Below are 23,177 nucleotides of genomic sequence, written 5' to 3'. Positions count from 1 at the left end.
ATGACAAACAGAAAATTAAAACCCGGCAATCTGATCTTTACCGCCCTGTTCGCCCTGCTCTCGGTATTTTTTCTGATGCCGCTGGTCTGGATGCTGTCCGCCGCCTCCAAGACAGAGAAGGAGGTATGGACCTTCCCGATTCAATGGATTCCGACGGACTGGAATCTGATCGCTAACTTTAAGGCAGTATGGATGGGCGACGTTGCGTTTGGACTATTTTATATGAATTCGCTTAAAATTGCCCTAATCTCTACGATTGCCACAATTGTGATTTCAGCCATGGCCGGTTATGCGCTCAGCAAGCTTGATTTCAAGGGCAGAACTCTGATCTTCACCCTGATGCTGGCCTTCATGATGATCCCGGAGCAGGCGACACTCGTTCCACGCTATATTATGATCAAGGAGCTGGGACTCTACGATTCGCATGCAGCGCTCATCCTGATGGGGATGTTCTCCAGTTACTTCACCTTCCTGCTGCGCCAGTTCATGATCGGTATTCATAATGATATGCTGGAAGCTGCCGAGCTCGACGGTGCCGGATTCTTCCGGATCTTCTGGAGTGTTGTTCTTCCGCTAAGCCGGCCGATCTTGGCTACGGTAGGGATTATCAAGTTCATCTGGACGTGGAATGATTACCAGGGACCGCTGATTATGCTGAATTCGACCAAGCTGTATACTATACCGCTGGGGATGCAATTCTTCAAGGAAGAGTTCGGTACACAAATCTCCGTCATGATGATGGCTTCCGTAGCTGCAATTCTGCCGCTGCTTATCTTGTTCCTGGCGCTGCAAAAGCAAGTCATTGACGGCATTGCCATCGGCGGAGTCAAGGGTTAAAGTAATGTATCCGGGTAGATAAAGCTGCCCGGACCGGAAGGTCAAAAAAGTGTACGCGCACACCGCAAAGCTGTACACGGTGTGCGCGGGCCTTAGATTGTATAATGAGCCTGCAGACAACAAATCAAGGGGGAATTGCTTTGAAAAAACTATCTTTAGTATTAGCAAGTATGATTCTTATGCTCTCCGTTACCGCATGCGGCGGGAACGGCAACAGCAGTAATTCGGCCGCCACCGCTGCGCCGGCTTCGGCTGATCCGGCTGCCGGAAGCAGCAGTACAGACCAGCCCGCAGGCAAGGCGAAGATCAAATTCTACACGTTCAAGGCCGATAAACCGGAAGAACCGATCTACCAGGCCGTTCAGGCGTATAACGAATCCCAGGATAAAGTGGAAGTTGAATATGAATCACTGGTGCAGAATAGCGACAGTACTGATTTCATGAAGAAGCTGGATATTCTCGTAGCCGGCGGAGAAGTGGTCGATGTATTCATGACCGGGAATGAGGATGAACTGCTGGAGCGTGCTTCACGCGGTGTTGTGGAACCGCTTAACTCCTTCTTTGAGCAGGAGAGCATTACACCGGAGGATGAATATTCCAAGCTGCTGAAGCTGGATGACAAGGTATACGGCATTCTGCCGAGCTCCACCCAGTGGCTGACGGTCTTTAACAAGGATCACCTAGAAGCAGCCGGGCTGTCCCTGCCTGAGATGGGCTGGACCTGGGATGATTTCCGTGAGTATGCCAAGAAGCTGACGACACCCGAGCATTTCGGAACGTACTTCCACACTTGGGGAGAATATCCGAACATTATCGCTTACACCGAGAAGCCGCATCCTCAGCTGAGCGCAGATCTGAAGCCGATTTTCGATGATCCGTCCTTCGAGTACTTCTTCAATCTCCGCCGCACTATGGAGAAGGAAGATAAGAGCGTTGAACCGTATGCCGATGTGCTTGCTTCGAACTATCATGTGCTGCAGCAGTTTTTTGCCGGAAATGCCAGTATGCTCGCTGTACCAAGCTATGCTGTCCGGGCGGCGCTGAATCTGGAGAAATTCCCGCATGAGTTCCAGACGATGTACGCTCCGTTGCCGCGCTCCGTGGATACGGAAGAGCTGGGCATGACGAATATTTCCGGCGGCGGGCTCGCGATGGGCGCGAAGTCGGAGAACAAGGAAGCTGCATATGATTTCATCCGCTGGATGTCCAAGGAATCCTATACATTCACGAAAGAAATTCCAGCCTTCAAGGGTGTAGACGGAACGGAATTAATCAACGGCTTCTTTGGAGAAAATACAGATTTAATCGATACCGCATCGCTGTCCAAGACCCTGTTTGATCCGAATATTCAAATGCCGGATACCTTCAGCGTCCCTTACGGGAGTGAGCTGAAAGCGATTGTGGAGAATGGCTTCGCCAGCTTTATGCTGGATAACCGCAGTTTCGATGAGGTCAAGACTGAAATGACAGCCGAAGTGGAGAAGGTAGTTCAGGCCAACCAGAAATAATGAATGAAGCTAAAGGCGGCAGCGATTATGGATTATAATAGGGACGTTGAATTTACATTACAGTACAAGGTGGATACATTATGAAATGGTTAAGCCGTTTTTCTTTCCATCGCAGACTGCAGTTCACGTTCCTGATCCTGATCCTGCTGCCTTTTATTGTCGTTACCTTCTGGTCGTACACCTCCGTGAGAGAGAATGTGAGTGATAAAATCTCGCGTTCAGGCGAGGAGACGCTGAAGGTTATCGGGAGTCAAATTGAAAAAACCGTAGACAGCATCTCGTTTGTCTCGGTCTATTTCTCTGAGGCTTATGATCCGGCCGTGCTGGAGAGTCTGCGCTATTTAAAAAACACCGGGAACTTCGGGAACTACGGAGTGTATACCCACTACAATAAACTCAAGACCACGGCCAATATATTGTCCGTTCAGTCGCTGGATGCCGATCTGCAGATTATGCTGGTTAACCGGGAGAACCGGATTCTGATCGGCAACCAGAATATTCCCGTCTTTTCGGGCCTGCCGGAGCAGCTTCTGCAGGAGAGCAGCAAGCTGAATGAGCAGGAGAAGATCTCACTGCAATGGTTCCCCTACGGCGGTGACCCATCGGCACCGGACTATTACTACGCTGTACGCTTCATTACCGATCCGCTGAATCAGGAGAAGCTGGCGACGCTGTACGTGGGTATTCCAAGCCATTATTTTCATACCCTGCTGGATACGGGCAATAGCGCGAATATTCTCTCCCTGGCCGATGGTCTTGGCAGAAGTATCGCGGTCACGGGCGGAGCGGATACCCCGAAGGAGAGTCAGATGCTGGTCAGTGAGGTCCGTATTCCAAAAGTGGGCTGGCTGCTCACCAGCAAGACGCCGCGCAGCTCTATCGACAGCCATATCAACCGCGAGTTTCTGGTTTCAATTTCGATCGTTGGTTTGTTCTTCCTGGCGTTTCTGATCCTGTCCATGCTGTGGGCCGGGTATATCAATAAGCCGATCAGTCTGTTGCGGGCAAGTGTCAAGCAGTATGTCGGCGGCAACCGCGCTGTGCGGATTCCGGTCCGGGGCAAGGATGAAGTTGCGGTGCTGTCATCAGCCTTCAACCAGATGCTGGATGATATGAATCAGCTGCTGCAGCAGGTCGAGAGTGAACAGGAGGAGAAACGGCTGCTGGAGCTTCAGGCCTTGGCAGCGCAGATCCGGCCCCATTTTCTGCTGAATACGCTCAATTCCATCAAGGTGGATCTGCTGCTCTCCGGGGACCAGCCCCATGGTGCGATGATCGATGCGCTGATGAAGCTGCTGCGCGTATATGTTCATGTAGATAAGCCGCTGGAGCTGGCGGAGGAGTGCAAGGTGCTGGGCAGCTATGTGCAGGTGATGCAGATCCGTAACCGGCTGGATATCGCTTTTGAATGCGTGCTGGATGAGAAGGTGGGCGAGGTTATGCTGCCAAGACTGCTGCTGCAGCCCATTGTCGAGAATGCCATCAGCCACGGCTTCTCTGCACGTCCGGCGAAGCCGGCGATCCTGCTCGAGGCAGCGTTTGAAGACGATATGCTTAAGATCAGCATCAGCGATAACGGCCGGGGGATGGCGGAGGATAAGCTCCAGCGTCTGAACCGGCGGCTGCAAGGAAATGAAGACACGGCCCTGTGGCCGGAAAAAGGGGTCGGACTCGTGAACACGGCACGCCGGCTGCAGGTGCTGTACGGATACCGCGCGCGGCTGAGCGCGCAGGCAAGAACAGATGATGATGGCATGACTTTTACCCTATATATCCCCATAACCAGTGAGAAGGAGGCGGTTCCCCTTGATGACCCTGATGCTGATTGATGATGATGTCCCGATGCTGGAATATGTAGAATATCTGCTCGGGTCACTGGGACTGGAGCTGCAGCTGGTGGCTTCGGCCTTCAGCAGTGAGGATGCGCTGGAACAGTTCCATGCGGCTTTGCCGGATGTCGTCATTATCGACATCGGCCTGCCGGGTATGGACGGGCTGGAGCTGGCGGACGCCTTCCGTATTACGAAGCCGGAGGTGCGCCTGATCTTCCTGACCTGCTATGAGGATTTCCATTACTCGAAGCGGGCCATCCAGCTGGAGGCGGATGATTATCTCATTAAGGATGAATTATCGCCTGAGCAGCTGAAGAGCAGCCTCAGCAAAGCGATGAGCCGTTTCAAGAGCCGCGAAGAGCTGCTGGAGCGTTATTCCTTCCGCCAGGCGATCGAGCGCAATAAGGAAGTGCTGAAGCAGAGCTTCCTCAAGCAGCTGCTGTCCGGTGCGGCAGACCAGGAGAATACGCTGGAATTCGGACAGCGCCTGGGGATCTCCTGGAAGCATCCTTATTTGCGCCACGGGTTTATCCATATGGATGCCGCCTCTGTAACCGAGCGTTACCGGTACAAGGATATTCCGCTGATTCATTTTGCCGTGAACAATATAGCGCTGGAGCTGTCCGCCGGAGAAGCTTCCATTACACCGATTATGAGCAGGGACGCTGACATTTATCTGGTCTGGAATGTAGCTGACCCCGGCAGCCCGGGGACGGGGCTGACTGATTTTATGCAATCCGTGCTGGACAAGGTAGAGCAGTACCTCAAGATTACCCTGCGGGGGTTCTATTCCGGGGCTTCCGTGCCGCTGCGGAACTTCGACTCGCTGTATAAGACGCTTATGGACAGCCGCGATTACAACTTCTATCATGCGGTTACGCCTATTGCCGCCCTTGAAGAACAGGCGGATTTCGGGCAGACGGCCGAATGGCGCGGAGATAAGGAACGCGGGATGCTGTCGCTGGCGCTGGAGGAGGGGCATGCCGCCTGGATTGATCTGGCTGTCAATCAATGGACACAGCAGGCAACAGCAGATAGGCTGCTGCCCCGGCTGGTGAAGGAAGCCTGCGGCAATTTCGTTCGCCAGATGGCCTTTGAAGCCGGAGGACTTGCCGAGGAGGACTTCTTCACCCAGCTGGAGCAGACGGTTCATATCCAGGAGGCGGCCCGCCTGACCAAGCGGGAGCTGCGGAATCTGTGGAGACAGCATACGCTGGCACCCGTGGCGGCGCAGGAGAAGGATATCCGGCTGCAGGAGGTGGACCGTTTCCTGGAGGAGCATGTGGACCAGATGGTGACCTCGACCGATATGGCGGAGCATCTGCATTTGAATGCCAGCTACTTCTCCCGCTATTTCAAGAAGCTGTCCGGCATCAATTTCACCGATTACGTCAATCAGTACAAAATGAATATGGCGATCACAATGCTGGCGCGCCCGCATGAGACGGTGGAGAATGTAGCCTACACGCTGGGCTTCTCCGACCGGGCGTATTTCTCCAAAGTGTTCAAGAAATACAGCGGGAGAAATCCCAGTGAATACAAAGCCGGGCCGGTAGAAGAGGGTACGGGTGAGGAACGAGCAGACTAGGCTAGGGAATGAACAACATCCCCATTGGAATCAATTCAACTTCAATCTATATAGGCTTGTATTAAGGAGGAATTGTAATGAGTGAAACTACGTTTAGATTACCTGCGGAAGTAATCACCGTTTCGCAAGAAGTGGATGTGCTGGTTGCAGGCGGCGGGCCTGCGGGCGTGGCGGCTGCGATTTCCGCCGCCAGAAGCGGAGCACGGACGCTGCTGATTGAGCAGCGCGGTTTCCTGGGCGGCATGGGCACCGTTGCCCTGGTGCCGGCCTTCTGTCCTTACAGTGACGGGGAGAAGGCTGTTGTCCGCGGCATCGGTCTTGAGCTGCTGGAACAGATGAAAGCGGAATGTGAGCCGGAATTCCGCGAACGCTTCGGCGCCGAGCTGGACTGGGTGCCTATCGATCCGGAGGTGCTTAAGCGCGTATACGACGATGCTGTGGCAGAGAGCGGAGCCGGGGTGCTGCTGCATACCATTGCCAGTCAGACTGTGATGGACGAGACCGGACGCAAGGTCCAGGGTGTAGTTATCGTCAATAAATCCGGCCGGAGCCTCATCAAGGCGAAGACAGTGATCGATGCGACAGGCGATGCTGATCTGGCTGCCCTGGCAGGAGCGCCGTTCCATAAAGGCGGGGAAGCGGGTGAGCTTCAGGCGGCGACGATGTGTTATCTGCTGGCTAATGTGGACCGAAAGCGCTTCCTGAAATATTTGAATGAAAGCGGCGATACCGATCAGATTCATCGGGCGGTGCAGCAGGCCCAAGCGGACGGGAAGCTGCCGCAGGGCCGGGATTCGGTCTCTGGCCTGTCCTGGGTTGCCGATTACCTGGTCGGCGTCAACTTCGGCCATGTCTTCGGCATCGACGGCTCCAGAGCGGAGGATTTGACCCGGGGGGCTGTGGAAGGCCGTAAGCTGGTCCTCCGACAGCTGGAATTCTTCCGGGCGTACGTGCCCGGCTTTGAACATGCCCACCTCGTGTCCACCGGTGAGCAGATCGGCATCCGCGAGACGCGGCGGATTGTGGGCGATTATGTTCTCACACAGGATGATTTCATGAATATGGTGTCCTTCCCGGATGATATTGCCCGCAATAGCTATTTCATCGATATCCATATGGCGCGCAGCAGCGGAGCCATGCATATTCACCATCTGCCGCCCGGCGAATCCCACGGCGTTCCCTACCGATGCATGCTGCCGGTTGGTCTAGATAATGTGTGGGTGGCAGGACGCGCAGCCTCCTCGGACCGCGTAGTGCAAGGCTCGCTGCGTGTGATGCCCAACTGCTTCGCGATGGGGCAGGCGGCGGGAATGGCGGCAGCGATGGCTGCCGGAACGGACAGCCAGAGCCGGAAGGTAGATATCACCGCACTTCAGCGCGGGCTGGTTCAGCAGGGGGCCTGGCTTGGTGAAGCTTTGGCTGCGTTATAACTAATTGCGGGAGAGTGATTAACATGTCAAGTAACCAAGTGAAACCTAGTTCAAGGCAAAGCAGGCCGGGCAGGCTCACCCTGCTGGGCATGATCGTATTTTTACTGTTCAGTCTCCTATCCGGCTTGTCAGGTCCAGTTGCAGAGGCCGCAGGGACGACGTATTACGTCGATTCTGCCCTGGGCAGCGACAATAGCTCCGGTACCAGTGAAACGGCAGCCTGGAAGACGCTGGGCAAAGTGAACAGCACTACCTTCAGCCCGGGTGACCGGATTCTTTTGAAGGCAGGCGGCGTGTGGACTGATCAGTATCTTGATCTGCAGGGCTCAGGCTCTGAGGGGAACCCGATCATAGTAGACCGCTACGGCAGCGGAGCCAAGCCGCTGATACATTTCGGCAACACCGCCGTGGGCGGTGAAGGCTTCGGGGTCAGATTACGCAATGTCTCCTACTGGGAGATCAATAATCTGGAGATTACAAGCGGACAGCAGCCCACGGATATGCGGAGAAACGGTGTGCTGGTTGTGGGCGAAGGAGCAGGGGCGGGGAACTTCCGGCATATTTATATCCGCAATCTCGACATCCACGATATCTTTGGTACGGACCGCAGAACGGGCGGAATTAATGTACATGCCCGGGGAACCAATACCGCAACCGAGAGCACCTGGGATGATATTCTGATCGAGAATAACACAGTTATCAACGTGGCGGATACAGGGATACAGACGATGACGGATGCTTTTTTCAATAGTGCATGGACTCATAAGTTCGATGCCTTCCGGGGTGTGGTGATCCGGGGCAATGTGGTGGAGAAGATCCACCGGGACGGCATCCTGGTCAGAGCCAGCGCCTCGCCGCTGATCGAATACAACAACACGAAATCCATTGGAGAAGCCTGCGAGGTCAATACATCCATTGTCAATTACCTTGAGGATATCACTGTCGTTGCGGCACAGTGGGCTTATTATACCAAAGGTGCTATTTTCCAGTACAACGAGGCCTCCGATACCCGGATGCTGGGCGGAGACGGCCAGCCGTGGGACTTCGACATTGAGGTGCACGATAGTATCTACCAGTATAACTATAGCTATAACAACGAGGGCGGCACACTGCTGGTCATGAACAACACGAATAATAATATCTTCCGCTACAATATCAGCCAGAATGATAAGGATGCGAACGGGGTGTTCCATCTGGTGAACGGCGGCGGCAATCTGTACGTCTACAACAATATCATCTACCGTTCGGGAACGCAGAACAAGGCGCTGACCCATGCGAGCAATACAGGAATGGCCTATTACACGAATAATATCTTTTATAATGCTGCCAGCGGTCAATACACGAACAGTCCAAGAATGACGTATGATCACAACAGCTTCTACGGGCTGAATTCGGGTGTTCCCAGCGATCCTAACAAAATCACCGGCAATCCCGGCTTCGTCAGTCCAGGCACGGCCACAGGACTCGCTTCGGCAGACGGTTATAAGCTGACGCAGACCTCTCCGCTGATCAATGCCGGGGCGGTGGTTGCAGGCAACGGGGGTCTCGATTACTTCGGAAACACATTGTATAACGGTGTGCCGGATATCGGTGTATTCGAGTTCCAGGGTACAATCACACCGCCGGTTAAGCTGCTTCAGGATGATTTCGAGGATAACAATTACAGCGGCTGGACGACTCCAGCCGGGGCATGGAGCGTAGCGGATGACGGTACGAAAGCTTTGACGCAGACATCGTCATCAGGGGAAGCGCTAGCCTATACAGGCGATGCCTCCTGGAGGAACTACACGTACTCGGCCAAAATTAAGCTGCTGAATGCCTTCGGCAACGCTGGATTGCTGTTCCGGTATGCGGATGCGTCGAATTATTACATGTTCAGACTGAATGATTCAGGCGACAAAGCGGAGTTGTTCAAAAAAACAGCCGGAACACTCACGATGGTAAGCAGTGCCGATGTTGCTGTTACGCCCGGACAGTGGACGGAGCTGAAGGTGACGGTCAGCGGCATTACGGTTACGGCTTTTGCCGGCGGTACCCAGCTGATCCAGTGGACCGATACGGCGGCGCAGCCGGCCGGAGGGGAAATTGGGATTCGGATGCATTCCAGCACTGCCCGGATCGACGATGTTAAGGTTACGGAATAAAGGTTAGCGGGATTGATGATCCGGTCAAATTTTAGTTAAAAATGAAACGATTTCTGCAAATTTGCGTAAGATAACAGCAAAGGGTATGGCCGCAATCCTTTCAACAGGTGCTTGGCGGCTGTGCCCTTTTCTAATGACATAAGCAAATGAAGCAGGGAGGACTACTCAATGAAATTCAGAAAACTGTTGTCGCTCAAACAATGGTCTCATATATTCCGCAGCTCCTGGCAATATATCATTTCACCGGACGTCGCGATGGGAGACAAGCTGCTGTTCACCATTCCTGCGCTGCTGTACTGGGTGCTGCCTGATTTCATGCCGTTTATACCCATTGATGACATCGGGGTGACGATGCTGCTGATGGGCTGGTTCGTCTCGCGGATGGACCGCAAATACCCGGCGCTGAAGAGCCTAAGATGACGGTTTTACGACACTTTTAAATGCTCTATCTGATGTATTTCAGCAATATGGTTGCTTTTACATTCTATATTCCTTAAAATGAATTATTGAGTATTTAAACTATAGATGCCCGGGAGATGGAATCGAATGAACGTCAAAATTACCCGCAATGCGGCTAAAGTGATAAAGAAAACTATGGAGCTTGAAGGCAACAGCGAGCTTAAACTGCGCGTAGCGATTACGCATTCCCACGGTGACCATGCCCATTACGGCCTGGATCTGGACACGCCTAAGGAGAACGACGTAGTCATCTCCACTGACAAAGAAATCGATGTTATTCTTGATCCGAACCAGCCGCTGCTGGATGGTGTGAAGATTGATTATCTCTACTTCCCTGAGGAAGGCTTCGTTATTACTAATCCGTCTAAAGGAAATCATGGCGATCACTAATTGATCCGCCCGTATTTTACGGACATAAAGAAGGGTTGCTTCATGGCTAACGATATAAGAATATGTGACGAGTGCAATCATATCAAAATGAAAAGCATCGTGCCCAAGCTGCTGAAGATGGCGCCTGACGCCGAGATCAAAACAGGCTGTATCTCCTACTGCGGACCTTGCGGCAAACGCCCGTTTGTCTATATCAACGGCCGTTACATCAGCGCTCCGACAGAAGATGAGGTGCTGGCCAAAGCGGAAGCTTTCGTCAAGCAGCCGGCAGTGAAGAAATAGATCAGCTCTGGTAGTGATAGAACACAAGAACAGCCTCTGCATAAGTTTGCGGGGGTTGTTTTGTTGTGCGAACTGTATGCGGACAAACGAATACATTGGTCTGATGCGGATAATTTCTATATTGACATTTTTGTATTGTGTTTCCAGACTAAAGGGACACACTATTTATAGATACAAGCATGCCCCGTCTCTCTTCCATTCGGAAGGAGGCGGGGTTTTGTGTAAATATAAGAATTTATATGCTGCGCATGACAACTTATCCTTCTATTTCTCGCTGAAACGCACCGTCGTTTCAAGGACGGCGTAGCCGTTTCTACTTGATTTAAATTCAAATTTTATTGCAGAATGAGGGGATGAATATGAGCTTTACGACGGAAGATGATCAATGGTTGAGCGATCATCTTAAACGAAGAAAGGGGGAGCGGCTTGATGCGCTAAAGCGGGGGCATGGCTATGGTAACCGCTTGTTTGTCGAGCAGGTTTGGTGGACGCTAGCCGGACATTTTCAGGGACTGCATCCGGAATATGAAGTTAAAGCCTGGCGCGGCAGATCCTACTTTGTCGATAAACTGTGGGAGATCGGATCTTCGCGTATTGCTTTTGAGATTATGGATTTTGGCTCACATGGCACGGATCGGAGTAAATATCAGGATGTATCTGAACCGGGGGCTTTTCCTGCAGTCACAGGAATGTATGGTACTATATATCGCTGGATGAGATGAAAGAAAATCCGTCTTTCATCCTTTCCGCGCTGCGGAACCTTCTGTTTCCTTATTTGTCGGCAGGAACTACAAATAAGGAAACAGAGAAATCCTATTCTAAAATTGAACGAGATTTGATGCGGTCAGCCATCCGTCACCATCTTGTTCTTCGTCCGGGTGATGCAGCGAGAGAGCTTAAAATACATACCACTACAGTCATTAAATACAGCCGCATGCTGGTGGAAAAGGGGGAATTTCGCCCTGTAGCAAGCGGAGGATCTCAGCGAATTATGTACTATGAGTATATAGGGTCGCTCCAAAGTCCAGATCTGGTATAAAGACTAATACGACCCGCGAATGTATGCGAAAAACCGACCACATTCGGAGCAATTGTGTTCGGTTTTTCGATTACATTTGGCTTACGTGGCTTACCCAGTCCAATTGTGTTCGGTTTTTCGATTACATTCGGCTTAAGCGGCGTACCCAGTCCAATTGTGTTCGGTTTTTCGATTACATTCAGCTTAAGCGGCGTACCCAGTCCAATTGTGTTCGGTTTTTCGATTACATTTGGCCTACGCTGTGCACCCAGTCCAATTGTGTTCGGTTTTTCGATTACATTTGGCCTACGCGGTGCACCCTTTCCAATTGTGTTCGGTTTTTCGATTACATTTGGCTTACGTGGCTTACCCAGTCCAATTGTGTTCGGTTTTCCGTTAAAATATGTTAAATAAATGAAAAGACGATGTTCTGTTTTTTAGCCACGCTGCTCATTTTCATGCTGGAGTTGTGCCTTGGAAGACATGTTTGTTTTCGCATACATCTGGCCCGGTTACCTTCGCGACAGCCCAATGTGTTCGGTTTTCCGCATACATTGGGCCCGCTTTCCTTCGCGGTAGCCTAATGTGTTCGGTTTTTCGCATACATTGGGCCCGGTTACCTTCGTGGTAGCCCAATGTATTCGGTTTTTCGCATACATCTGGCCGGGTTACCTTCGTGGTAGCCCAATGCAGTATTTGGGGGCCGGGCCGGTTTCTTTGCTTCAGCGGTTGGTTTTAGCACAAACAAGCCTTAAGTCCGCAGCGCAGACCGGCTGCACGGAACTTAAGGCTTGTTATCTGATCGTTGTTAACCGCCACTCCTGCTAATTACGCGGAGGCAGCGGACCGAGGTATTGATAGTATTGGCATTCAATCCGGCCGTTGTAGAGCTTGCGGCGCTTGTCCGCTTTACGTCCGTAGTATTGCTCGAATTCCTTGTACGGGCTGATGGCGAAGAAGGACCAGGTCGGCAGGTAGAGCATCATCTCGCCGAATTGGCGGGTCAGCTTCTCCACTTCCTTATCATTACTGATCCGCTCCCCGTATGGAGGATTCGTGATAATACAGCCATATTCGCCTTCCGGGCGGGCCTTGGCGGCAGCGATATGCTTGAAGGTGATCTCACCAGAGAGCCCGGCGCTCTTGGCGGCGGCTTCGGCAATCTCAATCGCTGCCGGATCAATGTCGGTGCCGGTCAGCTGCAGCGGGTAGTCGTCACGAACAGCGTCGAAGGCTTCCTCGCGGGCTTCTTCCCACAGCCGCTGGGGAATCTCCGGCCAGTGCTCGGACGGGAAGGAGCGGCGCAGACCCGGCGCGATATTCCAGGCGATCATCGCGGCCTCGATCAGAATCGTGCCAGAACCACAGCATGGATCGTACAGCGGCCGGTGGCCGTTCCAGCGGCTGAGCTGGATCAGGGCCGCAGCCATGGTCTCCTTCAGCGGTGCTTCGGTGGCCTGGCGGCGGTAGCCGCGTTTGTGCAGCGCCGGTCCGGTGGTGTCCAGGGTGATCAGCGCGATGTCATTCAGCAGAATGACTTCAACCACATATCGCGGCCCGTTCTCAGGGAACCACTCGGTACGGTACGACAGCTTCAGCTTCTCGACAATCGCCTTCTTGACGATTCCCTGGCAGGCAGGAACACTCGTTAGCTGTGATTTATGGGAGCGGCCTTCTACCGGGAATTCGCCGTTCTCAGGAATCCAGTCCTCCCAATTAATCGCTTTGACGCCTTCGAATAGCTCATCGAAGGTTTTGGCGGGGAACTGGCCCATTTTGACCAATACACGGTCAGAGGTGCGCAGCCACAGATTGCAGCGGCAGATGTCGATGTAATCTCCGCTGAATAATACCCTTCCGTTCTCGACCGTGGTCTCATAACCCAGTTCGTTCAATTCACGCGCTACTACAGCCTCCAGCCCCATGGGGGCGGTGGCGATCAATTGTAATTTGCCCAAATGCTCTCAACTCCGTTTAACTTGTGGATAAATACGCAAAGCCAGTACAATAAGAGAAGCTTGCTCTCCATGTGAATGTGAACCATTAGAGCGTTCAGATATCAGTATAGGGTAATGAAGGGTTCTACACAATGCCCGTCCGTGCTACACAAAATGAAATTTAAAGGAGAATACATATGCAGAATCAGGAAGAATACAGCGAACAGCTATATACAGAGGATGATTTACTATTAAAAGTCAAACAGGCCATCGCAGCAAACGGAATGCCGGAGGTGTCCATCGCTCCAGGCTACGGCAGACTGCTGACGATGCTGGTTACCCTTTCCCGTGCCAGCCGGATACTTGAGATCGGTGCGCTGGGAGGCTACAGCGGAATCTGCCTGTGCCGCGGTTTCACGCAGCGCGGCAGCCTGACATCCCTGGAGCTTAAGGCTGACTATGCCAAGCTTGCCCATAGCCATCTGGAGCAGGCGGGCTTCGGGGACGCGGTAGAATACCAAATCGGCCCGGCGCTGGACAGCCTGATGCTGCTCGAAGCGCAGGGCCAAAAGTATGATTTCTTCTTCATCGACGCCGACAAGGAGAACTATCCGAATTATCTGGAATATGCGATTCGGCTCGCTTCACCGGGTGCAATCATTGCCGGGGACAACATCTTCCTGCGCGGCCGTACGCTCAATGCCGAGAAGAACGGACCGGCGGTTCAGGCGATGCGGCGCTTCAATGAGATGATTGCAGCCGATCCCCGCCTGAGCAGCACACTGCTGCCCGCCTATGACGGACTGGCCCTGGCGATGGTTAAGTAGCTAGTCCTCTCCAATCGGGGCTTGCCTTGTCTTAAGCTAACGGAACAACCGGGGTTCAGTCTTCTTGTACAGCTTGAGCCTTACCCAGACCGTATTAATCAGCAGGAACGCGCCGGAGATGATGAACAGCCCTTCGATCCCGATATATCCGGACAGGAAGCCGCCGATGACCGCGCCCAGCATATTGCCGAGTGCCAGTGTGCTGCTGTTGAAGCCGAAGGCCCGGCTCTCCTTGCCGTCAGGTGTGTAGGAACGGATCAGGGCGTTGACGCTGGGCAGCAGGCCGCCCATGAAGACGCCCATCAGGAAGCGGACGAGGATCAGCTGCCAGACGCTGGTCACGAAGGCCTGCGGGATCAGGAACAGCGCCGCGCCAATCAGCGCATAGGTCAGTATCCGGTGGGCGCCGACCTTGTCGCTGAGCTTGCCGAGCAGCGGAGAGGCCAGCATGTTCGAGATGCCGGTGACGGCACTGACCATGCCGGCCCAGAAGGCGATATTCACTGCGGAGCCGTGCAGCTTCTCCACATAGAGCGGCAGCAGCGACATCGGGCTGATCATGGCGAATTGCAGCAGGAACGTCACGCCGAACAGGGCAGGCAGCTGCGGCACCTTAGCCAGCTCCTTGAAGCCTTCGAGCACAGACACCTGCGGCACCTGCGCGGCTTCCACCCGGTCGAATTTCTCCTTGACCAGGAATAACGCCAGCAGGGAGGCAACGAACAAGAGCGCACCCACGACATAAAAGATCGGACGGAACCCAATCCAGTCCGCCAGCAAGCCGCCGATCAGCGGACCGAGAATCGTACCGGCTACAGCGCCGGACTGCATCAGTCCCATGGCGAAGCCCATACGCGGTTTCGGGGTGGTTCCCGAGACCAGCGCGATGGAGGCGGGGTTGAAGCCGGAGATGGTGCCGTTCAGCAGGCGGAGCAGCAGGAGCTGCATCGGGGATTGCGCGAAGCCCATCAGCACGATGACAATCGCCATACCGAAGCTGGAGCGCAGCAGCATGATTTTGCGGCCGTATTTGTCGGCAAGCTTGCCCCATAGGGGCTGAAAGATAAACGAGGTCAAGAAGTTTGCGGCAAAAATAAGTCCGGCCCACATCCCGATCGCGTGATCTCCGGTCACACCCAGGTCTTTAGCGAGATAAAGGGACAGAAAAGGGGTAATCATAGTCATGCCGGCATTCACCAGAAACTGGCCAAACCAAAGCACCATGAGGTTGACTTTCCAGGTCTCCCAATTCTTCAAAGTGCTTTCACTTCCTTTCAGGGGATTCAATGATAAATAGTTCACGAAAAATTGACATTATATCAGTATATCATAGTTTTTTAGCCGTGCAGTGCAACACTTGTCATAGTAATGTCATGGGATTGTCATTCCCTTAAGGGTGAAGCGGTTGTTACCCGCTGGCAAAAAGGGCATAATAATGTTATGTGTTTTCACAGTAACCTATCAAATCTTATGGAGATCTTATCATGACCTACAACGACACTTTTATCCGCGCCTGCAGACAGCAGAGTACGGAGCACGTTCCCGTATGGTACATGCGGCAGGCCGGCCGTTATGATCCCGAGTACCGTAAAATCAAGGAGAAATACTCGCTGCTGGAGATCTGCAGACAGCCGGAGCTTGCAGCTGAAATAACCTTGATGCCTGTGCGTAAGCTGGGTGTGGATGCGGCCATCCTATATTCAGACATTATGAATCCTGTAGCTTCCCTTGGCGTGAACTTCGACATCGTGAAGAATATCGGCCCGGTCATTGAGAATCCAATCCGCTCGGCGGCGGATGTCGACCGGCTGAAGCCGATTGATGTGGAAGGGGATCTGGGCCACATTCTGGAAACGATTTCCCTCCTCGACAAAGAGCTGGACGTGCCGCTGATCACTTTTGCAGGAGCGCCTTTCACCATTGCCAGCTATCTGATTGAAGGCAGACCCTCCAAGAGCTATCACCGCACCAAGGAAATGATGTTCAGCCAGCCCCGCGTGTGGGAGAAGCTGATGGAGAAGCTGGGCGATATGGTTATCGCATATCTTCGCGCCCATGTCCGAAGCGGCGGTAAGGCGTTCCAGCTGTTCGATAGCTGGGTTGGAGCGCTGGCCCCGCGTGACTTTGAAACCTATGTGCTGCCGACAATCACCCGGATTTTTGCCGAGCTGTCTGATCTGGATGTTCCGAAGATTTACTTCCCGGGTGTCAGCTCAGGGGAGCTGCTCCCCAGCCTTGCCAAGCTCCAGGCCGATGTGATCGGACTGGACTGGCGCGTAAGCCTGACCGAAGGCAGACGCAGAACTGGCGGAGGATTCGCGATTCAAGGCAATCTGGATCCTTATCTGCTGACCGCACCAATGAACGTATTGAAAGAACGGGCGAAAGAACTGATCGATGAAGGCATCAGACAACCGGGTTATATTTTTAATCTGGGCCATGGATTATTTCCTGAAGCTTCGTTGGACACACTTAAGGAATTAACGGATTATGTACATGAGTATTCAGCAGCGGCCTTGAAACAGGCAGCCGGACCGCTGGCGTAATTAAAGCAAGGTACATGAGATAGCAGCAATTGCTGCTCTCTTTGTTTTTATGAACATATTTCGTAAAAGGGGATGGAAACCGTGACTACCAAAATTGGAGTACTCGTGATGTCGTACGGCACGCCTGAAAGTCTGGAGGATGTAGAAGCGTATTACACGCATATCCGCAGAGGCAATGCACCTTCCGCTGAACAGCTGAAAGAGCTGAAGGAACGCTACGAAGCCATTGTTGGAGGCGTGTTCCCACTCAGGGAGAATACAGACCGCCAGGTGGAGGCCCTGCAGGCCAAGCTGAACAGCGGGCAGATTCAGTATGTCTGCTACCAGGGGCTGAAGCATGCCAGACCTTTCATTGAAGATGGTGTGGAGGCGATGGTCCGGGATGGGATTACCCAGGCGATAGGCATTGTGCTGGCCCCTCATTACTCGGTGATGAGCGTTGGAACCTATATCAAGCGGGCCAAGGAAAAAGCGGATGCTTGCGGAATTGATATGGATTTTGTCGAGAGTTACCATATGCATCCGGAGCTGATTGATGTGCTTAGCCGCCGGGTGACCGCGAAGCTGGATGAATTCGAGGAAACCGGAGCGGTGAGGGATGAAGTGCGTGTACTGTTCAGCGCACACAGCCTGCCGGAACGTATTCTGGCTATGGGCGATCCGTACCGTGACCAGCTGCTGGAAACCTCCAAAGCCATTGCCGACCAGGCAGGTGTGGAGTCCTGGCAGTTCACCTGGCAGAGCGCGGGCAGAACTGCAGAGCCGTGGCTGGGTCCGGATATTCTGGATACGATGCGTGAGCTGGCCGAAGCTCAGGTGAAATATGTGCTGTCCGCTCCCATTGGCTTCGTATCTGATCACTTAGAGGTCCTGTACGATCTGGATATTGAGGCGCAGGCCTTGGCTTCAGAGCTGGATATGCGGCTGCTGCGGATTGATTCCTTGAATAGCGATCCGGCGTATATGTCAGTGCTGAGCGATGTGGTGCGTACGAAGGCCGGGCAGTTACAGGTGAAGCAATCATGAGCGGTTCACCGCGCAAGGTAGTAATTATCGGCGGAGGCCTCAGCGGCCTCAGTGCCGCTTACTACGTCCGCAAGTTTTACCGGGAAGCCGGGATTCAGCCGGAAATTATATTGGTTGAGAAGGATAAATGCCTTGGCGGTAAAATCGAGACCCTGCACCGTGACGGCTTTGTCATTGAGAAAGGTCCGGACTCCTTCCTGGCCCGCAAAACAGCTATGGTTGATCTGGCCAGAGAGCTGGAGCTGGATCACGAGCTGGTGACTACGAATCCGAATGCCAAGAAGACTTACATACTGCAGCGCGGCAAGCTCCACCCGATGCCCGCCGGGCTTGTTCTGGGGATTCCTACGGAGCTGAAGCCGTTTCTGAAGAGCGGCCTCGTCTCCTTCAGCGGTAAAATGCGGGCGATGATGGATTTCATTCTTCCGCCGCGCCGCAGCTCCGAGGATGAATCGCTCGGTGACCTGATCGAGCGGCGTCTGGGTACAGAGGTGCTGGAGAATATGACCGAGCCCCTGCTCGCCGGTATTTATGCCGGTGATATGCGCAAGATCAGCCTCCAGGCTACTTTTCCGCAGTTCGGCGAGGTCGAGCGCCAGTACGGCAGTCTGATCCGCGGGATGACGACCGGCAGGAAGCCGGCGGAGACCCATACCGGAACCAAGAAAAGCGCGTTCCTGACTTTCCGTCAGGGGCTGCAGAGCCTGGTGCATGCCCTGATCCATGATCTGCAGGATGCCCAGCAGCGGACCGGAACGGGAGCGGTGTCCATCAAAGTACGGAGCGGGGCGGGGGTGTCCGCAGAGGCCTCTACTGCACCGCGCTATGAGGTGGAGCTGGACAACGGTGAACTGCTGCAAGCTGATGATGTCTATGTAACCGTGCAGAATTTCGCTGCCGCAGAGCTGCTGCGTCCGCATGTGGATGTATCCGCGCTGAATGCTGTCAATTATGTATCAGTGGCTAATGTGGTCATGGCGTTTACCAAGAAGGATATCGTTACCGAATATGACGGATCCGGATTCCTGGTCCCCCGCAAAGAGGGGCGGAACATCACGGCCTGTACCTGGACTTCTACGAAATGGCTGCATACCAGCCCGGATGATAAGGTACTGCTGCGCTGTTACGTCGGACGGTCTGGGGATGAACAGAATGTAGACCTGCCGGATGAGGCGCTGGCTGAACTGGTACGCAAAGACCTGAAGGAAATTATGGGGATCACTGCAGCGCCGCTGTTCACAGAGATTACCCGGCTCAGGCATTCCATGCCGCAATATCCGGTAGGCCATCCCGGCCGGATCGCCGGCCTGCGAAGTGAGCTGGAGGAGAAGCTGCCGGGTGTGTATGCTTTTGGCGCGGGCTATGACGGCATCGGCATGCCGGACTGCATTAAGCAGGCGAAGCTTACGGCTGAGACTGCTGCAGCCCATTTAGAGAAGCTGCCGGAACCGGCGGCTGTAACGGTATAACGGAAGCGGTGGAGCGGAGCAGTGGCGCTTCACCGTTTTTTATAGGGAAATGTATAAAGTGCCGGAATAATCATTGAAGCCAAGGCCACGCTCGGCGGGGCGGGAAGACTATGGGTTACTTTGGAGTGACACGGAAGAGATATGCTATAATAGAAACACTTTAAGGGTAAAGGAGATTACCAGTACTCATGTATCCGCCGAGGTCACGCAGTAGACAGAGCAAGAAACATAGCAGCAAAAAGAGGCGCAGAACGGTCTGGGCATGGTTTAATGTAGTGTTGCTTCTGATGATTGCCGGCCTGCTGGCCTATTCTTTCATGGATAACAAAGATATGGAGAGTTCAGCTCCTCCGGTTGTGGTGGCCGATCCTTCGCCTTCGCCTGAAGCTTCTGCAACAGCGGCAGCTCCTGCGGAGGTGGCACCTACAGCAGAGGCTACAGCCAGTCCGGAGCCAACACCTGAAGCAACACCGGAGGCCACTGCGCTGCCTACGGAGACTGCGGAAGCCGTGATTACGCCTGCTCCTACAGTTAAGGAAGCGGCAACGGCTGAACCCCAAACGGCAACGGGAAATGCTGGAGGCCAGATATCAGGCTTGCCGGAGAACGCTTCAGGCGGGACGGTGAAGCTGAATTTTGCCGGAGATGTCATCTTTGCCGGTAAGGTAGCGGAACTGCTGCAGAAGAAGGGGTACGATTATTCTTACAGTGCACTTGACGGGATGTTCAAAAAGGATGATCTGACCGTGGTCAACCTGGAGACACCGATCACTACTGGCGGTGTAGGTGCCGCGAACAAGCAGTTTGTATTCAAGGGAGCTCCGGAAGCGCTGGATGCACTGAAATCAGCTGGCGTAGATGCAGTCAATCTGGCTAATAACCACACCCTGGATCAGGGGGAAGAGGGCTTGCTGGATACCCTGAAGCACCTGAGCAAGCGGGGCATTCCTTATGTCGGAGCAGGAAAGAACAGCAAGGAAGCTTACTCTGCGCAGTATTTTGAGCGGCAGGGTATCAAAATAGCCTTGCTCGGGTTCACACGGGTGATGCCGGTGATCGAATGGAAGGCCGAAGCAGGCAAGCCGGGTCTCGCCTCTGTCTATGACAGCGCAGAAGCACTCAAGGCCATTGCCGCTGCCAAAAAACAAGCCGATGTTGTCGTAGTTGTTGTCCATTGGGGCAAAGAGCGGATGGAGCAATATGACAAGACCCAACAGACGCTGGGGCATAGCTTTATCGATGCTGGAGCTGATCTGGTGATGGGCGGACATCCGCATGTGCTGCAGGGGATTGAGCCCTACAAAGGGAAATGGATTGCCTACAGCACAGGAAACTTTATCTTCACACGTTCCAGTCTTCCGGCAACCTGGGAGACGGCTGTATTCCAGGCGGAATGCAGCAAGGAGGGGCAGTGCTCCCTCAAGCTGAGTCCGATGGATGCTGAGCTGGGACAACCGGTGCCGATGAATGAGGCGGACGGACAGCTTTTGCTGCATAAGGTGGAATCCTTATCCTCCGGTCTGGTCAAGATCCGTAATGACGGTACCGTTGTGCAGCCGGCCCAATAAATCCTACTTCTGCTGGAGGTGCCAAAGATGATGAATAACATGTGTGTCGCCCACCGCGGATTTTCCGGGAAAGCTCCCGAGAATACGCTGGCGGCCGTACGGATGGCGATTGCCTTGCCCTTTGTGCAGTGGATGGAGATTGATGTGCAACTGACGAGGGACGGCGTGCCTGTGGTCATCCATGATTATTCGCTGGACCGCACGACCAATGGACACGGCAAGGTGAAGAACATGGACTATGAACATATACGTCGTCTGGATGCGGGGAGCTGGAAAGGGCGTGCTTTTCGCGGAGAGCGGGTCCCCTCCCTGGAAGAGGTGCTCAGCCTGGCGTCAGGCAGACTGCGGCTTAACATTGAGCTGAAGACCAGCGGGGAGATGTACCCTGGCCTTGAGAAAGCGGTCATCGACCAGGTGAATACCATGGGAATGCGTGAGGATGTGGTGCTGACCTCCTTCGACGCCGGTGCGCTGCAGCGGATTAAGGAGCTGGACCCGCGGTTCCGTACCGGTCTGATCTATGATTCCAGGTCAGGCGATCCGGCCAAAAAGCTGAACGAGCTGGGCTGCTCCTTCTTATCCATCAGCTCTGACCGGCTTAGCCCGGTTCTGGCGAAATCCCTGGCTGAACGGGGCGTGAAGATCATGGCCTGGACAGTGAATAAAGCTAAGGAGATGCGGCGCTTGTCCGCCATGCATTCGGATATCATGATCTGTACGAACCGCCCGGATATTTGGGGCGATATCTTTTTGTAGGCCTGACTTAAGATCCATTCTAATCCATCTATAAGATCCATTCGTTCTGATAATCTGAGAAGAAAGCGAGCTGAACCATCAATGAGTAGAGCGGTCAATAATGTATACTGTGTAGGACGCAATTATAAATTACATGCGGAGGAACTCGGCAATCAGGTACCGGCCGAGCCGCTGATCTTCCTGAAGCCATCGCATGCGGCTGTTGCGCTTGATAAAGCGATCATCCATCTGCCCAAAGATGAGGGACTGATCCATTATGAAGGTGAGCTGGTGCTGCGTATTGCGCGTGATTACGTGCCGGGGATGAGTGTGGAGGAGCTGGTGGATGTGATGGCGCTGGGCCTCGACTTCACGCTCCGTGATGTGCATAATGATCTGCAGAAAAAAGGCCTGCCCTGGACACCCGCCAAGGGCTTCAAGAATGCGGCGCCGCTGACTCCCTACATTGCATTTCCTGAGCAGGAGGAGCTGGAAGCAACGGATTTCACCGTCCGCAAGAATGGAATTGAGGTACAGCGCGGGAACGTGCAGAACATGATTTTCTCGCTGCAAAAAATTGTTGAATTCATTGCCTCCCGCTACGGGCTCGGCAAGGATGATATCATCTTCACCGGAACGCCTGCTGGCGTGGGACCTGTAGTGCCCGGCGATTCTTTCGAGCTGTTCTGGGGCGATACGCTAATGGGCACCTGCCTGATCGGTTAGGGCGATGTTATCAGGACTTGAAGTGCTGCAATGGCTGATCGGGGCCTGCGGTGCGCTGCTGGTCGCCGGGGCCGCATACTGGAAGCAGTCGTTGAGCCTCTCGGGCATGCTGGCGGCGATTGTGATGGGAACCATCTATTTTGGGGCAGGCAATGCCTTCTGGTTCGGCATTCTGCTGCTGTTCTTCATCTCCTCCAGCCTGCTCTCCAAGCTTCATCATGAGAATAAGGCCGAGCTTGAGGCTACCTATGATAAAACAGGGCGCAGGGATGCCGGCCAGGTCTTCGCGAACGGCGGACTTGGCATGCTGCTGGTGTTGCTTAACGCGATTTATCCGCTGGAAATCTGGGGTTTCCTGTTCATCGGGGTTATGGCTACCGTGACCTCGGATACATGGGCGACAGAGATTGGTACGCTGGCCAAGCGGCCGCCGCGGTCCGTGCTGACCGGGAAGGTGCTGCAGGCGGGTACCTCCGGCGGTGTATCGCTGCCGGGCACGCTGGCTGCCGCTGCCGGGGGTGCGCTGATTGGCGCGGCCTCCTGGCTGCTGCGGGCAGCCTCCGGCATGCCGCCGCATTCCCTGCTGACGCTGGTGCTCGCCGGATTGCTGGGCGGACTTGCCGGAGCTTTTGCTGACTCGGTGCTGGGGGCAACGGTGCAGCGGATGAACCGCTGCACGGTCTGCGGCCGCGAGGTGGAAGCCTCGCAGCACTGCGGTAAGCCCACCGTGTACGCCCGGGGCTGGCGCTGGATGGACAATGATACTGTAAATGCTGTAAGTTCAATCATCGGCGGCGTGGTGGCCCTGCTGGCCAGCTACATAGGAGCCGTATAGGAGATAGCCGGGCCTTAGTT

At 53.9% G+C, this 23,177-nt stretch carries 21 protein-coding genes; 19 read left to right on the top strand and 2 right to left on the bottom strand.

All coding sequences use genetic code 11. The annotated features are described in order from the left end of the window. From MKZ24_RS26310 to MKZ24_RS26260, 11 genes are all read left to right on the top strand, one after another. Positions 1-837 carry a carbohydrate ABC transporter permease gene (locus tag MKZ24_RS26310; RefSeq protein WP_340788327.1) on the top strand — a complete coding sequence of 279 codons (837 nt, stop codon included), beginning with the start codon at positions 1-3 and terminating at the stop codon, positions 835-837. 140 nt (positions 838-977) lie between these two features. Next, the gene (locus MKZ24_RS26305; RefSeq protein WP_340788324.1) at positions 978-2,345 is read left to right on the top strand and encodes an ABC transporter substrate-binding protein; all 1,368 of its coding nucleotides are present in this window, start codon (positions 978-980) and stop codon (positions 2,343-2,345) included. Positions 2,346-2,425: 80 nt separating this feature from the next. After that, positions 2,426-4,174 carry a sensor histidine kinase gene (locus MKZ24_RS26300; protein WP_042234985.1) on the top strand — a complete coding sequence of 583 codons (1,749 nt, stop codon included), beginning with the start codon at positions 2,426-2,428 and terminating at the stop codon, positions 4,172-4,174. Further along, the gene (locus MKZ24_RS26295; RefSeq protein ID WP_042234987.1) at positions 4,155-5,765 is read left to right on the top strand and encodes a helix-turn-helix domain-containing protein; all 1,611 of its coding nucleotides are present in this window, start codon (positions 4,155-4,157) and stop codon (positions 5,763-5,765) included. Before MKZ24_RS26300 ends, MKZ24_RS26295 begins: the two co-directional genes overlap by 20 nt. Positions 5,766-5,842: 77 nt before the next feature. Beyond that, positions 5,843-7,195 (top strand): FAD-dependent oxidoreductase, encoded by a 1,353-nt coding sequence (locus MKZ24_RS26290; protein WP_042234989.1) that lies wholly within the window; start codon positions 5,843-5,845, stop codon positions 7,193-7,195. A gap of 23 nt (positions 7,196-7,218) precedes the next feature. Next, the gene (locus MKZ24_RS26285) at positions 7,219-9,339 is read left to right on the top strand and encodes a family 16 glycoside hydrolase (protein ID WP_340788319.1); all 2,121 of its coding nucleotides are present in this window, start codon (positions 7,219-7,221) and stop codon (positions 9,337-9,339) included. Positions 9,340-9,507: 168 nt separating this feature from the next. Beyond that, positions 9,508-9,759 (top strand): hypothetical protein, encoded by a 252-nt coding sequence (locus tag MKZ24_RS26280; RefSeq protein WP_042234992.1) that lies wholly within the window; start codon positions 9,508-9,510, stop codon positions 9,757-9,759. A 126-nt stretch (positions 9,760-9,885) separates the two neighbouring features. Beyond that, positions 9,886-10,188: a HesB/IscA family protein gene (locus MKZ24_RS26275; protein ID WP_039308768.1), complete on the top strand. Its 303-nt coding sequence runs from the start codon at positions 9,886-9,888 to the stop codon at positions 10,186-10,188. Positions 10,189-10,230: 42 nt separating this feature from the next. Then, on the top strand, positions 10,231-10,470 hold the full coding sequence (locus tag MKZ24_RS26270) for a DUF1450 domain-containing protein (RefSeq protein ID WP_042234994.1): 240 nt from the start codon (positions 10,231-10,233) through the stop codon (positions 10,468-10,470). Positions 10,471-10,829: 359 nt separating this feature from the next. Continuing rightward, entirely contained in the window at positions 10,830-11,192 is a 363-nt protein-coding gene (locus MKZ24_RS26265) for a hypothetical protein (RefSeq protein ID WP_231637830.1), read from the top strand. Between the two features lie 371 nt (positions 11,193-11,563). Then, positions 11,564-11,902 carry a hypothetical protein gene (locus MKZ24_RS26260; RefSeq protein WP_340788312.1) on the top strand — a complete coding sequence of 113 codons (339 nt, stop codon included), beginning with the start codon at positions 11,564-11,566 and terminating at the stop codon, positions 11,900-11,902. A 410-nt stretch (positions 11,903-12,312) separates the two neighbouring features. Here the strand turns inward: MKZ24_RS26260 and MKZ24_RS26255 are convergent, their stop codons facing one another. Beyond that, complete coding sequence (locus tag MKZ24_RS26255; protein WP_340788309.1) at positions 12,313-13,446, bottom strand: THUMP domain-containing class I SAM-dependent RNA methyltransferase; 1,134 nt, start codon at positions 13,444-13,446, stop codon at positions 12,313-12,315. A gap of 176 nt (positions 13,447-13,622) precedes the next feature. On the opposite strand from MKZ24_RS26255, the gene MKZ24_RS26250 reads away from it, so the two are divergent. Then, a complete protein-coding gene (locus MKZ24_RS26250) occupies positions 13,623-14,252 on the top strand; it encodes an O-methyltransferase (protein ID WP_042234997.1) in 630 nt (209 codons plus the stop codon). 36 nt (positions 14,253-14,288) lie between these two features. Here MKZ24_RS26250 and MKZ24_RS26245 read toward each other — a convergent pair whose 3' ends face one another. Then, entirely contained in the window at positions 14,289-15,509 is a 1,221-nt protein-coding gene (locus MKZ24_RS26245; protein WP_042135690.1) for an MFS transporter, read from the bottom strand. 227 nt (positions 15,510-15,736) lie between these two features. Between MKZ24_RS26245 and hemE the strand changes: the two genes are divergently transcribed. From hemE to MKZ24_RS26210, 7 genes are all read left to right on the top strand, one after another. Continuing rightward, complete coding sequence (hemE, locus tag MKZ24_RS26240) at positions 15,737-16,798, top strand: uroporphyrinogen decarboxylase (protein WP_042234998.1); 1,062 nt, start codon at positions 15,737-15,739, stop codon at positions 16,796-16,798. Positions 16,799-16,870: 72 nt separating this feature from the next. After that, on the top strand, positions 16,871-17,824 hold the full coding sequence (hemH, locus tag MKZ24_RS26235) for a ferrochelatase (RefSeq protein ID WP_042235000.1): 954 nt from the start codon (positions 16,871-16,873) through the stop codon (positions 17,822-17,824). Then, a complete protein-coding gene (gene hemG, locus MKZ24_RS26230) occupies positions 17,821-19,293 on the top strand; it encodes a protoporphyrinogen oxidase (protein ID WP_042235002.1) in 1,473 nt (490 codons plus the stop codon). The genes hemH and hemG overlap by 4 nt, the downstream gene beginning before the upstream one ends. 188 nt (positions 19,294-19,481) lie before the next feature. Beyond that, positions 19,482-20,861 carry a CapA family protein gene (locus tag MKZ24_RS26225; RefSeq protein WP_042235004.1) on the top strand — a complete coding sequence of 460 codons (1,380 nt, stop codon included), beginning with the start codon at positions 19,482-19,484 and terminating at the stop codon, positions 20,859-20,861. A 30-nt stretch (positions 20,862-20,891) separates the two neighbouring features. Further along, a complete protein-coding gene (locus MKZ24_RS26220; protein WP_042242159.1) occupies positions 20,892-21,617 on the top strand; it encodes a glycerophosphodiester phosphodiesterase in 726 nt (241 codons plus the stop codon). A gap of 81 nt (positions 21,618-21,698) precedes the next feature. Continuing rightward, positions 21,699-22,322, top strand: coding sequence for a fumarylacetoacetate hydrolase family protein (locus MKZ24_RS26215; RefSeq protein WP_042235006.1), 624 nt, complete (start codon positions 21,699-21,701; stop codon positions 22,320-22,322). A 25-nt stretch (positions 22,323-22,347) separates the two neighbouring features. Next, on the top strand, positions 22,348-23,157 hold the full coding sequence (locus tag MKZ24_RS26210; protein ID WP_042242162.1) for a DUF92 domain-containing protein: 810 nt from the start codon (positions 22,348-22,350) through the stop codon (positions 23,155-23,157). Positions 23,158-23,177: the final 20 nt, after the last annotated feature.

The organism is Paenibacillus sp. FSL R7-0297 (assembly GCF_038009025.1).
GTDB lineage: Bacteria > Bacillota > Bacilli > Paenibacillales > Paenibacillaceae > Paenibacillus_AQ.
Note: the sequence above shows the minus strand (reverse complement) of the source record. Positions and strands in the feature narration are given on the sequence as shown.